Below are 16,696 nucleotides of genomic sequence, written 5' to 3' on the forward strand. Positions count from 1 at the left end.
TTATTGATTAGCCAGCTTTTATTTGTCCACCGTTAAATTCCAAATCCACCAGCTCGAAAGATTCTTCCATCTGGGCATAGGTGAGGAGTTGTTGCTTTTGTGAATTGAATTTTCGTTTTTCCATATCGGTAGAAAAGCCGGCAAAAAGGGTTTGCCAACCCATTTGGAAGGCTCTGTTCAGTACTTCGTAAAGCACTTGCCCATAAGGATTTAAAGAATAAAAGGAGTGGTCAAGCCCGATGAGCTTAATTTCTATATGGCTATTACCAGCATAGATCCAAACCACAGCAATGAGTTGGTCACTTACCCGATGCCTGATTCTCAATATTTGCCAGTGCGGATCTCTCTCCATTTCTTCAAACCAGGCCTTTGGCAAGGGAGCGGTATTTATCGCCCTTCCCTTTTTTTGTACATTCAGGTACAGTTGGTAATCCTGAAGGTTATTCGCCTGGCCATTCCATTCAAACAGGAGTTCTTCCCGATGTCGAAGTACTTTCTGGCGAATATTTTTTCTTTTCTTGAGACTCATCGCCTGCAGGTACGCTATTATGGAGGAAAAGGGTTTAAGGTCATAATAATGATAGGCCGGCAATGGTGCCGCCACCCATCCTTTCTGGACAATTTTTTGATGCAGCGCACTTTTTTGACTTTCCTGAGGAAAGCAAAGCATGAAGCCATGTTTGGTGTTGTATTGTGCTTTGAGATCTTCATAGAACTGGTTGATTAAATCAAAGCTTTTGGCTTTTAATGTATCCTCCAGTGCTGCCTGCCACTTAAGATGTTCTCCTTCCGTAATGAGGGTTCCTGCCATTAATACCCGCTCACAAAGGTAATTTGGTCCATAAATCTTCCTCATGGTTTCGGCATACTCACTCACTTCTGCCCCAGAAAAAATATCCAGCTTTATTTTTAGTTCTGTGAAAAGTCCCGCGGCAATTAATTGCTGGTCATGGAAAACACCAAAATAGTGGAAGTTCCATCGTTCCTCTTTTGGCAGCTGGGTGAAAACCTTTTCCAAAGAACTAAGTCCTTCATAACTTAATTGCCCAGCATCCTGAAACAGGCTGCGCCAGTGTTTTTCCATCTCCTGAACAGAACGATAGCGCTTAAGTTTTAAAGCATGTTGTAGCTTTGGAATAATGGATACTTTTTGCTTTTTTTTGAGCTTGAAAGGACGGAAAATTTGTTGCTCATTAATTTCTAGTTGGCTAATGCCTTCCCAGTAAGCGGCTTCCATTTTATTCAGTAAGGCAAGGATGTCTGCTTTTTGGTGTAATGCTGTCACGGTGAATCGAACTCCGGATTTACGGATAGAGGTTGCCGGAAAAGTGCCTAAATTGGTCCAGTAGCCATCGGCCTTGAGCGAGGCAATCATCTCATGTGCCAGCTCCGGATAAGAGGTTCCCCAAAAGAAGATAGGTGTGTCATTTTTTCTCACTAATGGGTAGTCTCTTTCCTCAAACCAATCATTTACGGTTTGAATGTTCTCCATTAATTTGGCCTGTAATGGCAAAAATTCCTCTGAAAGCATGATATTCGCAGAGGCAATAGCCGCCCCTAAAGTGGCAGGCTGTAGTGGGCCGGAGGTAACCATGGGGCCCCCTACGGTACGGATCAGGCTCATCATTGCTGCATTTTCGCTACAAATCACCGCTCCTCCGGTAGCATAGGCCTTAGCTAGTGAAGTCGTGATGACCAGCCGTGGGTGGTTGCGTAAAGCATTATGTATATACCCTCTTCCATTTTTACCATACCAGCCCATGCCGTGGGCATCATCCAGATATAAATATAAGTTATCATATTTGTCCAGTAAGCGCTGGAGTTCTTCCAGGGGTGCGGCATCGCCATACATGGAATAAACCCCATCCGCCATATACCAAACCTTTCTGCCGGTATTGCGGTAATGCAATATTTTGTTTTCCAGCAGGTCCATGCGGTTATGGGGCAGTAATTCCGCCTGAACTCCCCTGGCCCGACAAAGGTCTACCGCGGCAGAGATAGAGCGGTGTGCCTGATGGTCAAGCAGAATGATGTCCTCATTGTCTACTAAAGTAGGGATAGCGGAAGCATGCGCCAAAGTAGTGGTGGGGGCAATGACTACCGGACATTCAAAAATCTGCACAAAAAGGGCTTCTAGTTCTTTGTAAAGGCTAATGCTGGCGTAGGCACGGGAAGAAGAAAACTGAGTTCCGAATTGGTCAATGGCGTCTTTGGCGTATTGGCGTAACTTGGGGTGAAACTCCAATCCTAAATAGGAACAAGAGCCAAAGTTAATAAGTTTGTCAGCGCCTATCTGGACTTGCATGTCTTCAGATGAAGTGGCTTGAATTTCCTGGTGTAAAATGGATTTGCTTACCGCAAATTGAAGGTTGTCGTAAACGGTTTTCAGTTTCTGAGAGTGCTTCATATAGAGGAATAGTAAAGTGTATTTTGCCTGAAAAGCCTGTTCCCGATTCCTGCTATGGGGAACGAAAAAGTAGGGCAAATAATTTCTAAAAATGGGAGAGGCATAAAGTATAATCACTCAGCCACCCCATGTGCTTTATGATACTGATTTTGAGGAGTTGAGTTAGGGGTAGGCCAATGGCGACTTGTACAGGAAAATACAGGGATCGTTTTGCGTAAATTAAAAAAAAATGCGGTGAAAGTAATTTGAAGTAAATTTTAATTTGTTCGTCAAATCTTACATCCCTTGATCACGCTTTATCCTGATGAATTACGTATTTTGGAGGATTATTTTTTTTTATTGATGTAATAAAATGGAAGATTTGGTGCCGGAAAAAGCGGGAAATATGCTTTTTTTTCACTGAGGAATGGGTTCCTGATTATTTTTTCGAAGAGGTAGACTGAGAGATGACTTCTTTAAGCTTAGTAATATCAAAGGGTTTTACCAATGCATCTGTAAATCCTTTGTCTTTCATATTCTCCAAATTAGAGGGAAGGGTGGCGCTTAGTGCAATGATAGGGCGTTTGTATCCCTGATCCCGAAGTACTTGGGTGGCTTCATAGCCATCCATTACCGGCATTTGTAGATCCATCAGGATGAGGTCAATATCTGGTTTTTCTTTTATTTTATTTACTGCATCCTGCCCATGAGAGGCTGTAAATACTTTGCAGCCAGCTCGACTCAATAATTTTTTGAGCACCATCAGATTAATGGGGTTATCATCAACGCCGAGAATATTGAGATTCTCGATTTGTACTTCCTCGATCGTCTCCGGAGTGGAGGAGTGTTCCGGGCTTTCATCGAACTCAAGCTCAAAAAAGAAAGTAGTCCCTTTGCCTACTTCCGATTCAAATAATAAATCTCCACCCATGGCATGCAGAATTTTCTGAGAAATGGATAGCCCTAGTCCTGTGCCGCCAAATTCTTTGTAAACATTTTCGGTTTCCTGCTCAAATGGGCGAAAAATAATGTCTTTTTTCTCCGGCGCGATTCCCTTCCCACTGTCCTCAATGGCAAATCGAACCCGGACTTTTGCATCAGTCTGCTTGATTTTTTGGATGGAAAGTTTCACAAAACCTTCATTGGTGAATTTTATGGCATTATTGATCAGGTTATTGATACACTGACTCAGGCGGGGGCCATCGAATAACAATAGCTTCGGAATGCTTTCGTCAATCTCTAATTGGGTCGTTAAGCCCTTTTTATCCGCACTGATCTGGTGGATGTTAAGGATCTCCTTTCCCAAAATAGAGAGCTCAAAGGGCTGTGGGTTGATTGGGATGTCCCGGTCATCAAATTTGGCGAGATCCAATACGTCATTTACCAAATGAAGTAATACCGTGGCGGAATAAGCCAGGGAATTAATCGTACTCTTCTCATTCTGACAACCTTTTTCCTTTAGCACACTGACTAAGCCCACAATGCCATTAAGGGGTGTTCTGAGTTCATGGCTAAGGGTGTTGAAAAATTTGGATTGTTTCAGCGCATGTTCCTGAATTTTTTCCATGGAGGCCTCCAACTCCTGGTTGGTTTCATACAGCTCCATGCTTAGTTTTCGGGCTTCCTTGGTGGCGGTTTCTTCTTTTTCTAGTGTGGAGCGATAATTTTTCTGTAGATTTTTTAAACCGAGGAAGCTCATTAATACTGCACAAACGCCATAGCCGATTCTCTGCCATTGTTTTTCAACCGGACTAAGAGGAGTTTGGTACTCTATTGGAATGGTGAAGAGGTTAACCACAAAAAAGCAGATTAAAACCGCAATGAGAATAAAGAGCTGTGCTTTACTTTCCTCTCTTTTAAAAACTAAGAATACCACTGCGATAGCAGCTATAAAGAGGTATTCCACCCCGACATTTCCACCGTATATTAATTCCAGGGCAATATTAGTGATCATCGCAACACTTATCAGGCCTGTTTTGATTTCGGTAATTCTTTGCGCCTTCATCAGGAAATATACTGGAATCAAAAGAAAGGTGGAGCCCATTAATACGGCGCCAATCAAGTAGTTTCCGGTAGAAAAAAGGATGGCGCCTAATATCAATTGAAGAGAATAACCAAAGACAATGAAGGTGATTACTAGCCGAATTTCATGAAGTGTTTCGGTACTGAGGCCCTTTACATCCGGGAAAAAGTGATGTTGAATTTTGCTGATAAAATTCTTTAGCATAAGTAAGGTTTTGAATGCCTAAAATACCATTAATCTTGGCGGTTGGTAAAAAAGGTAATTCGGTGAAATGTAATGTCGCTGCCTTTAAAATTTGGGTTTTTCAGGCATTTAAAATTGTTCGAACTTACATTATGCCGATAATATACTTAAGACGGGATATAGGTAATTAGGTACATCAGGGAAAAAGGAGGGTGGTGTAATAGGAGATGACCGATGTGCATAAATGGTGCAAGAGATGGGCGAAAAAAGGGCTAAAAAGGTATTTTCAGGCTACTTGTGAGTAGGAGTTTGAAGCTAAGCGTTAAAAGTGCTGTGTAAGAAAAAAACAGAACTAATGTTTTTTAGCGGCATTTAATGTCCGGCTGTTTGAGGCTTGATTTTCATTTCTTTTTTGATCTGCCGGCTGAAGATGCTTAATCTTAGCGATTCTGGGCAGAGTAAGAAGAACAATCGGTGAATTTTATTCCAAAGTCCGGGTAGGATGACCTTATCCCGGCGAAGCATTTTGGAGATACACTTTTCTGCTACTTCTGCGGGATCCATAAAAGCAGAGCGGACTAAAATGTTATGACTCGCCATTCGTTGAGCATTTTCCGGGCAGGTGGCCATTCCTCCGGGGTGAGCCACACTAACACTGATATTGAAATCTTTTAGCTCTTCCTGTAAGCCTCTGGAAAAGGAGTAAACGAAAGCCTTGGAAGCGGGATAGACCGTTTTGAATGGCATAGCGCCAAAGGCGGCCATACTGGAAATATTGAGAATGTATGCCTTAGGAGATTTTTTTAATAAAGGTAATAAGCGGTGGGTCATCAGCACCAGCGCCTGAACATTCAATCGAAGAATGTTAACCAGATAGCTCTCCGAAGATTGCTCAAAAGGCCGCGTTCCTCCAATGCCGGCATTGTTGATTAGGGTGTCAATGGCATAATGCTCTTCAATTTTGCTGCAAAGGTTTTCAATACCATTTTCTGAAGAAAGATCCACCTCCAGCGCGACGGTCTGTATGCCGTAATCAGTAGAAAGCTCATTGGCGAGCTCCTGAAGGCCTTCCATGGGCAAAGAGATCAGGATTAGGTTTTTGGATCTTCTGGCGCAGGCAATGGCTAATTCTTTTCCAAGACCTTTACTTGCGCCGGTAATGACGGTGTACAATGGTGCTTTTTCCTGCATGAGCATTTGTTCGAAATAATGAGCGGTTCAGGCATTTATTCAGATGGGATACTTCCCAGTGCCTGTGTTGAAAATGATAAAAAGTAGTCGTTCAAGTCATTGAAAAAGAGTTGAGTCCATTGAAGGTATATAATAATAAACAAAAAAAGGCTGCCTTGTGTAAGACAGCCTTAAAAATATTTTAAAAGGGTAAATTTATTTTACCTCAATTTCTTCGCGAATGAAAGTTTCTGTACGATCAGGACCTACCGATACAATATTAATTTTTACACCTGTAAAATCCTCAATGTATTTCACGTAATCTTTCAATTCCTGAGGAAGCGCTTCGTAATTATCACGTCCTACCAAGGTCTGATTCCAGCCCTTAAGGGTTTCATAAACCGGTTCGAACTCTTCATTGTCAATATCGAAAGGCATCTCGTCGGTCAGGGTACCATCTGCTAATTTATAGGCAGTACATACTTTGATTTCTTCAAATCCGTCCAAAACGTCGGCTTTCATCATGAACATCTCCGTAACGCCATTGATCATGGCTGCATATTTCAGTGCAGGCAGATCTAACCAGCCACAACGACGTTCACGACCAGTAGTGGCCCCGAATTCGTTTCCTACATTCTGAAGTTCTTTGCCTGTTTCATCAAAAAGCTCTGTAGGGAAAGGTCCTGAACCTACTCGCGTACAGTAAGCCTTAAAGATTCCATATACACGACCAATTTTATTTGGTGCAACACCCATACCCGAACATGCGCCCGCAGAAGTAGTGTTGGAGCTGGTTACATAGGGATAAGAACCGAAGTCAATATCCAACAAGGAGCCCTGAGCACCTTCGGCCAATACGGAATGTCCTTCGTTCAGGCGGCCATTAATGAAATAGGCACCATCTACAAAACAGAATCCTTTGATGAATTCAACCGCTTCGAAGAATTTAGCATTAACTTCCGTCAGGTCATATTCGAAATTATAGGAATCCAAAATACGACAGTGCTGTGCCACTAAAGCATCATAGCGATCACGGAAATTAGGGGCTAAAATATCACCTACACGCAAACCTAAACGTGCAATTTTGTCCTGATAAGTAGGACCGATTCCTTTTAATGTAGAACCGATTTTTTTATCACCTTTGGATTGCTCATAAGCAGCATCCAATAAGCGGTGAGTAGGTAAGATTAATTGAGTCTTTTTGGACAATACCAATCGCTCCTTTACATCAAAGTCAAAGGAAGCCATCTTCTCAATTTCATCTTTAAAGATTACAATGTCCAAGACTACGCCATTCCCAACAATGTTCAGAATGTTCTCACGGAAAATTCCCGAAGGAATTTGGTGCAAAACGTGCTTGATGCCGTCAAACTCAAGGGTGTGGCCCGCATTTGGTCCGCCCTGAAAACGAGCAACTGTATCGTACTTAGGGGCAAGGTAATCTACGATCTTACCTTTTCCCTCATCTCCCCATTGTAATCCTAAAAGGATATCTACCTTCATTTTTATTTATTTTTCAGTTCAACTATCGCCTCTTCTTCCGTGTCCACTATGGTGAAAATGGAATTCAGTTTGGTGATAATCAGCAATTTTTTTACACTTTCGGAAGGTTTAATCAATACCATCTCGCCTCCGGCATTGCGGAACTTGGTCAGGCCAGTAATTAGTACCCCGATACCACTAGAGTTCATATAGCGCAAAGCGGAGATGTCCATGGCTGCTAAAATCAGGCCGCTGGAAATGTGGTCATTGATATGTTCAATTAAATCCAAGCCCGCCTCCTGACCGATCAGGTCACCTTCTACCTGTAGGGATAAAATCCCGTCATGTACTTTTGAGCTAAACTTCATAATGGTTGTCGTTACGCTTTCCGAAGAAAACAGGTTATCAATTGGACAAAAAAAGGAGGGCATCACCTGCCCCCTCGCAAATATAATCACCTTCGGTCAGATGCGAAAGTTTATCCGGAGATAATATCCTCTGGACTAGGCTGAATTATGCACGCTTAATTTTTCGCTTGGCTGCATAGTGGGGAAAAAGAAGGAATAGCGCCCTATTTCGAGTTTTTACGAGGAAGCAGATGAATGAGGAGAAAGCACGCTTATCCCATTTTGGGTTATTAAAAATCAAAAAAATACACCCAATCGATTGATGGTTAGTGGTTTAATGTGATTTTCTGAATTAGCGGTGAATAATTTTGGCTATTTCGATTTTTTAAAAGGAAGCAAAGGAAGATCGCAGGCTCAGCCATTTTTGTCTATTCAAAAAATATAGGGAGCATACTGTAAAATTTCCCGCATGATGTGTGGATCATATCAATCGGGGCCACAGTCGGGTTAAGGAGTAGAAGTAAAATAAGAATAAGCCAGATAGGATGACAGTATGAGCAAGAGCATCAAGGTACCGATTACCTCCCGTCTAAAAGGAAACTTGTATTTGTTTTTATGCCATATATTCAGCCCGGCTCCAATTACTTCAAGAAGCAGCCAGGGAATCCAGTATTTCAGGGAAAGGTTAAGAATGAAATAAAAGATGCAAAACAGGATGAGTCCTGTGTAAATCAGGGGAGTTCCCCATGGATGATACTTTGGGACGGAGCTCATGGGTGGTGGCTTGTGGGTAGATGTCAACTGTACAGATTTTACGGTTTCCCCCAAAAAAAAGGTGCCGGCAATGGATGTAAGTAAAGGATAGCTTTCTGCCAAAATCTTTATTGCGCGCATAAGCACCGCGGAATGTAGAGGCAACACAACAAATAGCGAAGCCAAATTCTTCAGGGGTAAATCCTCCTTTAGTTGTATAGCGGTAAAAATGTAGGACTAGGAGCCTGTCGGATTATAATTGACTTCACAAAATTCACAAAATATTATTTTGGCCATTAATTGTGCGTTGAAGTCAAACTAGCTCTAAAGGCTATATTTCGGGAATTGGAAATATATTTTCTTCAATTGAAAATAGCGAAACTAAATAATATTTCGACTAATAGAATAAAATGGTATAAATCCGACAGGCTCCTAGTCACCTGTTTTACATTTTTTTCAAGGAGGCTGATGAAGGGGTAGAAATCAAGCTCACTCCTGTTTGAGTTGTTGGAAAATGCAAAATGCCTGTATTTTGCCGGTGATGAACGCCTTATTGTGTTTTGCGGAAATAGGCGGTACATATTTGGGTAAGTTTAGCGATCCTTAACCCGAATTATTCACCGCTATTTTTGGGGTTCGCTGTAAGGGTTTGTTTTTGAGTTTGTTATGGTTGGGTCTATTAAGTTTCTGATAGTCCAAATTTGAGTAGGCTTGCTTTCTCCTTATTCATCTGCCTCGTTGGATATACTCGAATTAGGAAACTATTCCTTCATTTTTTCCGCCTTACAGCTAAACGAGGATTTAAGCCTGAATAATCCGGGTTAATCCGTTTTTCATAGCCAGATATCCCATTTCAAAAAAAAGCGATAGCCTTTTAGGAGCCATCGCTTTGTAAATAACTTTTGTGTTGCTGCTTATTTGTCCCGGTCTTCCCGAATGACTTGTATCACGCCATTTACGTCAAGGAGGTTGCCGATCAGCTTGTCCAGATGCTTGGTGTCCTGCACGAAAAGCTCAATGTTTCCGCGAAATATTCCTTTGTCTGATTCAATAGAAACTGATCGCATATTGACCTTTAGTTCTTCGGAAATAATTTTGGAAATGTCATTGATCAAGCCAACGCGGTCCGTCCCTTCAATGCGTAGCCCCACCAGGAAGGACTCTTCCTTCTGACTCGCCCATCGGGCTTTGATCACCCGGTGTCCGTGATTAGATAAAAGCTCCACCGCATTTGGGCAGGAGGTTCTGTGAATCTTAATTCCCTCATTCACGGTAATAAAACCGAAGATGTCATCTCCCGGAATCGGATTACAACATTTGGCGGTTTTATATTCAAAGATGTCCATGTCCTCTCCGATATAGAGCACATCTTCATCTCTTTCCTTGGTTTTGGTAATTTCTTTTTTAAAAGTGCTGGCATCGGAGATCTTGTCCGCTTTTTTCTTGGCGGTAATCTTGTCTCGGGCTTCCTGGAATTTTTTTATTTCTTTAGGGTCAATTTCTCCCTTTCCGATTTTATCCATCAGGTCCGGAATCGACTTCTGATTGAAGAAAGCACGAAGGCGCTGCATGGTCACCTCATTGTACTCCATCTTCATTTGCTTCACTTTACGCTCCACTATCTCCTTACCTAAAGCAATATTGCGCTTGCGGTCCTCGGCCAAAGCATCCTTAATTCTGGAGCGGGCCTTGGAAGTAACCACAATTTTTAGCCAACCCTCATTGGGCTTTTGTTTGGTAGAGGTCAGGATTTCCACCTGGTCCCCGGTCTTCACTTTATAGGAAATGGGTACCAGCTTTTGATTTACCTTGGCGCCTATGCATCGCGCTCCTACCTCGGTATGGATTTCAAAAGCAAAATCCAAAGCAGTGGCATTATAGGGAAGGATCTTTAAATCTCCTTTGGGCGTAAAGATAAAGACTTCCTCCTGGAACAGGTTAGATTTGAAATCATCCACAAACTCCATGGCATTGGAGTCATTCTGCTCAAGCATTTCACGGACCTGACCTATCCAACCTTCCAGTCCGCCGCCCTTTTCTTTTCCTTTGGAGTTCTCTTTATATTTCCAGTGAGCAGCATATCCTTTCTCCGCAATTTCATCCATGCGTCGGGTGCGAATCTGCACCTCCACCCACTGCCCCGGCTTACTCATGACCGTGGTGTGGAGCGATTCATAACCATTTCCTTTCGGGGTGGAGATCCAGTCCCTTAGTCGGTCCGGATTTGGCTTATAAGAATCGGTCACCAGGGAATATATCTGCCAGCAGGTACTTTTCTCATCTTCCACCGGGGTGTCCACAATGATCCGGATAGCGAACAGGTCATATACCTTTTCAAAGGGTACATTCTGCTTTTTCATTTTTCGCCAAATGGAATAAATGGACTTAGGACGTCCCTTGATTTCAAAGGGGTAGTTCAGGGTTTGAATTTTCGTCCGAATCGGTTTAATAAATGACTTGATGAAATTATTGCGAGCGACCTTAGTCTGATTCAGCTTGCTGGCGATTTCTCGGTAGGTATCCTGTTCGGTATATTTCAGGTAAAGATCTTCCAGCTCTGATTTTATGGCATATAAGCCCAATCGGTGCGCCAAAGGTGCATAAAGGTATATGGTTTCCGAGGCAATCTTTAATTGCTTATGTCTCGGCATGCTCCCTAAAGTACGCATGTTATGCAGGCGGTCGGCTAATTTGATCAGGATTACCCGCACATCTTCTGAAAGGGTCAAGAGCATTTTTCGGAAGTTCTCGGCCTGTGCGGAAGTTCCATATTCAAATACTCCGGAGATCTTGGTCAGGCCGTCAATAATTTGCGCCACCTTGGGGCCAAAGTCTCTTTCAATGTCCGTTAATTCAATCTCGGTATCTTCTACTACATCGTGTAACAGGGCCGCAACAATGGAGGTGGTCCCGAGGCCAATCTCATCAATGCAGATCATTGCCACCTCGATGGGATGAAAAATATAAGGCTCACCGGATTTTCTTCGCATGTCCTGATGGGCCTCCATGGAGGTGTAAAAAGCTTTTTTGATGATTTTGGCGTCCCCCTCCTTTAGTACGGGTTTGGCGTGTCTCAACATCCTGCGGTATCTGCGGATGATCTCTTTGCGCTCCTCTTCCAGTTCGATTGTGGTCATGTCTTAAGATAAAAATTCCTAAAGCTAGATGAAAGATCTTCAGGGCTTTAATCGATAAATTAGGATGATATTCCTTAAAATAATAAAGCTTGAAAACGTAATAAACACGCTCTTAGAAAACGTACTCGTTTTTTGTAAATTCAATGTTACCTAAATATTTTAAAAAAGTGAAAGATTATTTCCTCCGTTTGAATCTAATTTGGATAGAATAAAAATTGTTAGCAAGACTTGGAGGGCATAGTACAATGGCCGCACATTTTTTCTAAATTTGTCAAAATTATTAAATGAGTTTCTTTTTTCGCATATGGACCTTGTATATGGCACTCATTGTAATGGTGCCCTGCTCGGATGATCCTGCTGTTCCGCATGATCATCACGGAGGAGCTATGCACCAGTGTGAACAGTTAAATCATGCGGAAGAGGAAGAAGACTTTGGAGAGACCTGCTCTCCTTTTTGTGGTTGCGGTTGTTGCCAAAAAGTCGCCGACCGATGTACCTTGAAGATTCCCACTATTGATCGTATCCCATCGGAGGCGGGCTTCAAAAATCCTAGGCTCCTGCAGCTTGTAGTGGATGAAGTCTATGTCGACCATTTTCAGCCTCCCCGGGCTTGATTGAATTTTCTCAGGATATCATTTTTTATTAGACTCGATCTGAATAATACGGATGGAGCGAAATCCCCTGTTTAATTATTTATAAACCGCGGCGAAGTGTTTACCTTTTGGTAAGGGCTTGTTTTGTATGTCGTTGGTGGTGAAAGGGGAAAGGTGTCCTATGTCAAAAAATTACCAGCCCTGCGCTTGGTGATTATTTTCTTTTCCGAACGACTTTAGGCTTCTGCTGTTCTTTAACAGTGGAGGGGCTTGCGTTCCAAAAAAAATCAATCAATGATTCAAAAGATAATAGATCTGTCTATCCGTAATAAGGGTGTCATTGCCCTGTTAATGGTAGGCTGGATATTGGGGGGGATCTGGGCAATGAAAGATCTCCCTTTGGATGCAGTACCTGATATTACCAATAATCAGGTGCAAATCATTACCGTGGCGCCGGATCTGGGCACGGAAGAAATCGAGCAATTTGTATCTTATCCGGTGGAGGTGAATATGGCCAATCTGCCCGGGGTGGAGGAAATCCGTTCTATCTCAAGATTTGGCCTTTCAGTGGTCACGGTGGTGTTTGAAGAAGATATGGGTACTTATCTTCCGCGACAGTTAGTGGGAGAAAAGCTGGATGAGGTCAAGGAGCAAATTCCTGCTGGATTCGGAACCCCGGAGATGGGACCCATTACCACCGGATTGGGAGAAGTTTATCAATATTTTCTGGAAGTAGATGCTGATCATGCCGATCAATATTCCCTTACTGATTTGAGGGAAATGCAAGACTGGATTATCCGCCGACAAATGGCCATGGTGCCCGGAGTCGTGGAGGTGAATGGTTTTGGTGGTTCGGTGAAGCAGTTTGAGGTGAAGTTAGACCCGGCAGTGATCAATGCGATGGGCATTACGGTGTCAGAGGTGTTTGAAGCTTTGGAAAAAAATAATGCCAACACCGGTGGTGCCTATATCGAAAAGAACCATAAAGCCAACTTTATTCGGGGGAAGGTTTATTGCGTTCAGCAGAAGAGATAGAGCAGGTCGTAGTGGCCAATGTGCAGGGCTTACCGGTTCTTATTAAAGATGTGGCGGAGGTTGGCATTGGCGGTGCGATACGTTATGGCGCTTTAACGGTGGACGGAAAAGGAGAAGCCGTAGGAGGCATGGTCATGATGCTGAAGGGAGGAAACTCTAATGCGGTAATTGATCATGTCAAAGTCCGGGTAGCGGAGATTCAGAAGTCCATGCCGGAAGGAGTGACGATTGTGCCTTATCATGATCGATCGGAATTGGTGAAGAAAACAACCAGCACAGTGGCGGGTAACCTGGTAGAGGGTGGGCTGATCGTTATTTTTATTTTGGTGCTCTTCCTGGGGAACTGGCGGGGAGGTTTGATTGTGGCCTCTACCATCCCGTTATCCTTGCTATTTGCTTTTATGATGATGCGCGCCTTTGGGGTGTGGGCGAATCTGATGTCTTTAGGGGCGATAGATTTCGGAATTATTGTTGACGGAGCGGTAATCATTGTAGAGAGTGCAGTCTTCATGATGCACAAAAGAATTTTGGGCGGACATGCCCTGAATCGAAAAGATCGGGATGAGGTAGCCTCCGAGGCTTCCGGTAAGATGATGAACTCTGCCTTCTTCGGGCAATTGATTATCCTGATTGTATTCCTGCCGATTTTGGCATTGGAAGGAGTGGAAGGGAAAATGTTCCAACCGATGGCACTCACCTTTGGCTTTGCTATTATTGGTGCTATGCTGTTGTGTCTGACCTATGTACCTATGATTGCCGCGACCTTTTTGAATGCCCGAGTTAATGAAAAGCCCGGTTTTGGAGATAAGGTGGTGAGCCGTTTGGAAAACAGCTTTAAGCCGCTTTTGGAAAAAGTACTGGATCATGGTAAGCAGTTTTTGGCCGTTTGTGTGGTAGCCCTTGCCCTTGCAGTGGGGGTGTTCAGCCAAATGGGGGGAGAGTTTATTCCGCAGCTGGATGAAGGCGATTTTGCTTTCCATGTCATCGCTAAGCCCGGTTCGGCCCTTTCTGAAACCGTGGATGCCACCACCAGGGTGGAACAATTGGTGATGAAGAATTTCCCGGAAGTAAAACATGTGGTAAGCCGCATAGGAGTAGCGGATGTGCCTACAGACCCCATGCCGATGGACGTAGCCGACGTGATCGTCAACTTACAGCCGGAAGAACTATGGCGGGAAGGGATGACGAAGCATCAATTAGTGGAGGAAGTAGAGGCATTGGTGAAGACGGTGCCGGGAATCAATTTCGAATTTACCCAACCAATTGAGATGCGATTCAATGAACTCCTCACCGGAGTACGCGAAGACATTGCGGTGAAGATCTATGGTGATGACCTGGAAGTGCTGGCACGTATTGCCAGGGAAACGGGGCAATTAATCAATGGGATTGAAGGCATCGGGGATTTGAAAGTGGAAGCCACCACCGGACAACCGCAGTTGAATGTTAAATACAAGCGGGAGCTTTTAGCTAAATACGGGGCTTCAGTGGCAGAGGTGAATCAGGCCATTCGAACCGCCTTTGCCGGTGGTGTGGCAGGGACTATTTTTCAGGGAGAACGTCGCTTTGATTTGGTGGTTAGGCTGGCAGAAGAAAACCGAAATGATCTGGAGGACCTGAAACATTTATTTGTAAGATTGGACTCCGGGGCAAAAGTTCCCCTTCAGGAATTGGCAGAAATTACTTTTGAGCCCGGGCCGATGCAGATTTCCCGCGATGACACCAATCGCAGGACTTATGTGGGGATTAACGTTCGGGGGAGAGATGTGGAGTCGTTGGTGAATGAAATACAGGAAAAACTGGATGCGGAATTGAAGATGCCTCCGGGCTATTTTATCCGATATGGAGGGGCTTTTGAAAATCTGGAGCGTGCAAAAGAACGTTTGCAAGTACTTGTTCCGGTGGTACTGGTACTTATTTTCGTGCTGGTGTACTTTGCTTTGGGCTCTGTCAAAAAGACCATCATGATCTATATGGCCATCCCGATGGCTACTATTGGAGGAGTGGTCAGCTTATGGTTAAGGGGAATGCCTTTTAGTATTTCTGCTGGTGTCGGATTCATCGTATTATTCGGGGTGGCCGTTTTGAACGGATTAGTATTAATTCATGGACTGGATGAATTGGAAGAATTGCCTTTGCGGGAGCGAATCCTTCAGGGAACCACACGTCGTTTACGCCCCATTTTACTGACAGCCTCTACGGATATTCTGGGCTTTTTGCCCATGGCGCTTTCCAATGGCGCCGGAGCAGAAGTGCAGCGCCCCTTGGCTACGGTGGTGATTGGGGGATTGTTTACCGCCTGTTTGTTGACCTTATTTGTTCTGCCCATTTTATATCAATTTGTTCATAAAGACGAGCATTCAAAAGTGGTAGAGGTTCCGCCAAAGGCCGTTATGGCCACCCTATTATTGATGGTAATGCCATTTTTTGGGAAAGCACAAGATCAAAAGCAGGAGCTTTCTCTGGAGGAGGCGCTGGATCGTGCCTATAAGAATTACCCCATCATGCAGCAGGCCGGTTTGAATATTGAACAGCAGCAGGCATTGAAGAAAACCGCTTTCAATTTTGGAACCACTCAGCTGACCACCGGTGGCGAGGAGATCGGTGAAAACGGGAGGGGAGTTTATACGCCCTTTATGATTAATCAGCAAAATATTGATATCTTTTCCATGTCCGCCAAATCCAAATATTATAAAAAGGCAATCAATGCGGCAGAGGTGGAGCAACAGTTGCAATGGCAGGATTTGAAGCGCTGGGTGAGTCAGGATTGGGTACGCTCTTCAGTAGATTATGCCCGCCTGCAATGGGTGAATCGCTTTATGGACATTAACAATGATTTTGAGCGTCGGGCCAAAATGTTGTATGAAACCGAAGCCACAAATAAGCTGGCCTATTTGGCGGCACAGAACAAAATGCAGATGCTGAAGAATCAGCAGATTCAGGTGGAGAAGGAATATCAGGAACAATTGGCTGCGCTGCAGCAGTGGATGATGTCCGACACCCTCTTTACCGTAGCGCAGGCACCGGAGCAATTCCTTTCGGAGGTGGATGCCGACAGTGTGTTGCTGCAACAGCATCCTTTAATTCAGTATTATGAGCAGCAGACGATGCTGGCAAAGCAATCAGTGAAGGTGGAGCAGGCGAATTATCTGCCTAAATTAAGTGTGCAGTACGGTTGGCAAACGGTGGAAGGGCAGTCCGGTTTTTACCAATGGCAGGGTGGAATTACCCTACCCCTGGTTTTCAATGCCCAAAAGGGAAGAGTGAAAGCCGCTAAAAAAGTAGCAGAAAGAACCGAAGCCGTACAACAAGAACAGCTGGCCAGATTGCAGGGACGATTAAATCAATCCAAAATCAATTTTGAAAAGTGGCAGCTGTCGGTCAGTAACTATCGGCAGTCCTTATTGCCGGTGGCAGAAGAACAAATTCAGGCGGCTCAGCTGGCTTATGAAGTTGGGGAGATTGATTATGTCACCTTTATTCAAAACCTGGATAATGCCATGCAGGCCTATCAGGCCTATTATCAGGCATTGGAACAGCTGCTATTGGCACAAATTGATTTGGAATACCTTCTGGTAACCCTTTAAAAA

Annotated in this window: 8 protein-coding genes and 1 pseudogene; 3 read left to right on the forward strand and 6 right to left on the reverse strand. The window is 43.8% G+C overall.

Annotation, left to right across the window (positions count from 1 at the left end):
• Nucleotides 1-7 precede the first annotated feature (7 nt).
• From NG22_RS01020 to NG22_RS01050, 6 genes are all read right to left on the reverse strand, one after another.
• A complete protein-coding gene (locus NG22_RS01020; RefSeq protein WP_053404005.1) occupies nt 8-2,407 on the reverse strand; it encodes an aminotransferase class I/II-fold pyridoxal phosphate-dependent enzyme in 2,400 nt (799 codons plus the stop codon).
• Nucleotides 2,408-2,825: 418 nt separating this feature from the next.
• Nucleotides 2,826-4,613 carry an ATP-binding protein gene (locus NG22_RS01025; protein ID WP_053404006.1) on the reverse strand — a complete coding sequence of 596 codons (1,788 nt, stop codon included), beginning with the start codon at nt 4,611-4,613 and terminating at the stop codon, nt 2,826-2,828.
• A gap of 351 nt (nt 4,614-4,964) precedes the next feature.
• Entirely contained in the window at nt 4,965-5,783 is an 819-nt protein-coding gene (locus tag NG22_RS01030) for an SDR family oxidoreductase (RefSeq protein ID WP_072159013.1), read from the reverse strand.
• Between the two features lie 195 nt (nt 5,784-5,978).
• Nucleotides 5,979-7,265: an adenylosuccinate synthase gene (locus NG22_RS01035; protein WP_053404007.1), complete on the reverse strand. Its 1,287-nt coding sequence runs from the start codon at nt 7,263-7,265 to the stop codon at nt 5,979-5,981.
• A 2-nt stretch (nt 7,266-7,267) separates the two neighbouring features.
• Nucleotides 7,268-7,612, reverse strand: coding sequence for an STAS domain-containing protein (locus NG22_RS01040; protein ID WP_053406851.1), 345 nt, complete (start codon nt 7,610-7,612; stop codon nt 7,268-7,270).
• A 1,646-nt stretch (nt 7,613-9,258) separates the two neighbouring features.
• Nucleotides 9,259-11,481, reverse strand: coding sequence for a bifunctional (p)ppGpp synthetase/guanosine-3',5'-bis(diphosphate) 3'-pyrophosphohydrolase (locus NG22_RS01050; RefSeq protein WP_053404009.1), 2,223 nt, complete (start codon nt 11,479-11,481; stop codon nt 9,259-9,261).
• Between the two features lie 284 nt (nt 11,482-11,765).
• Here NG22_RS01050 and NG22_RS01055 point away from each other — a divergent pair, with 284 nt between their 5' ends.
• The 3 genes and pseudogenes from NG22_RS01055 to NG22_RS18065 all read left to right on the forward strand — a co-directional run bounded on the left by NG22_RS01055 (nt 11,766) and on the right by NG22_RS18065 (nt 16,693).
• Nucleotides 11,766-12,095, forward strand: a complete 330-nt coding sequence (locus tag NG22_RS01055; protein ID WP_172674299.1) for a hypothetical protein — start codon at nt 11,766-11,768, stop codon at nt 12,093-12,095.
• Between the two features lie 330 nt (nt 12,096-12,425).
• Nucleotides 12,426-16,036 (forward strand): annotated as a pseudogene (locus NG22_RS01060) (CusA/CzcA family heavy metal efflux RND transporter); the annotation flags it as partial.
• A 177-nt stretch (nt 16,037-16,213) separates the two neighbouring features.
• Nucleotides 16,214-16,693, forward strand: a complete 480-nt coding sequence (locus NG22_RS18065; protein ID WP_253275712.1) for a TolC family protein — start codon at nt 16,214-16,216, stop codon at nt 16,691-16,693.
• Nucleotides 16,694-16,696 lie beyond the last annotated feature (3 nt).

Source organism: Persicobacter sp. CCB-QB2 (genome assembly GCF_001274635.1).
GTDB classification, from domain to species: domain Bacteria; phylum Bacteroidota; class Bacteroidia; order Cytophagales; family Cyclobacteriaceae; genus Persicobacter; species Persicobacter diffluens.

Excerpts from the sequence above, each read along its gene's own strand:
- NG22_RS01020 (WP_053404005.1), bottom strand. The coding sequence starts at position 2,407 with ATGAAGCACTCTCAGAAACTGAAAACCGTTTACGACAACCTTCAATTT.
- NG22_RS01025 (WP_053404006.1), bottom strand. The coding sequence starts at position 4,613 with ATGCTAAAGAATTTTATCAGCAAAATTCAACATCACTTTTTCCCGGAT.
- NG22_RS01030 (WP_072159013.1), bottom strand. The coding sequence starts at position 5,783 with ATGCAGGAAAAAGCACCATTGTACACCGTCATTACCGGCGCAAGTAAA.
- NG22_RS01035 (WP_053404007.1), bottom strand. The coding sequence starts at position 7,265 with ATGAAGGTAGATATCCTTTTAGGATTACAATGGGGAGATGAGGGAAAA.
- NG22_RS01040 (WP_053406851.1), bottom strand. The coding sequence starts at position 7,612 with ATGAAGTTTAGCTCAAAAGTACATGACGGGATTTTATCCCTACAGGTA.
- NG22_RS01050 (WP_053404009.1), bottom strand. The coding sequence starts at position 11,481 with ATGACCACAATCGAACTGGAAGAGGAGCGCAAAGAGATCATCCGCAGA.
- NG22_RS01055 (WP_172674299.1), top strand. The coding sequence starts at position 11,766 with ATGAGTTTCTTTTTTCGCATATGGACCTTGTATATGGCACTCATTGTA.
- NG22_RS18065 (WP_253275712.1), top strand. The coding sequence starts at position 16,214 with ATGCTGGCAAAGCAATCAGTGAAGGTGGAGCAGGCGAATTATCTGCCT.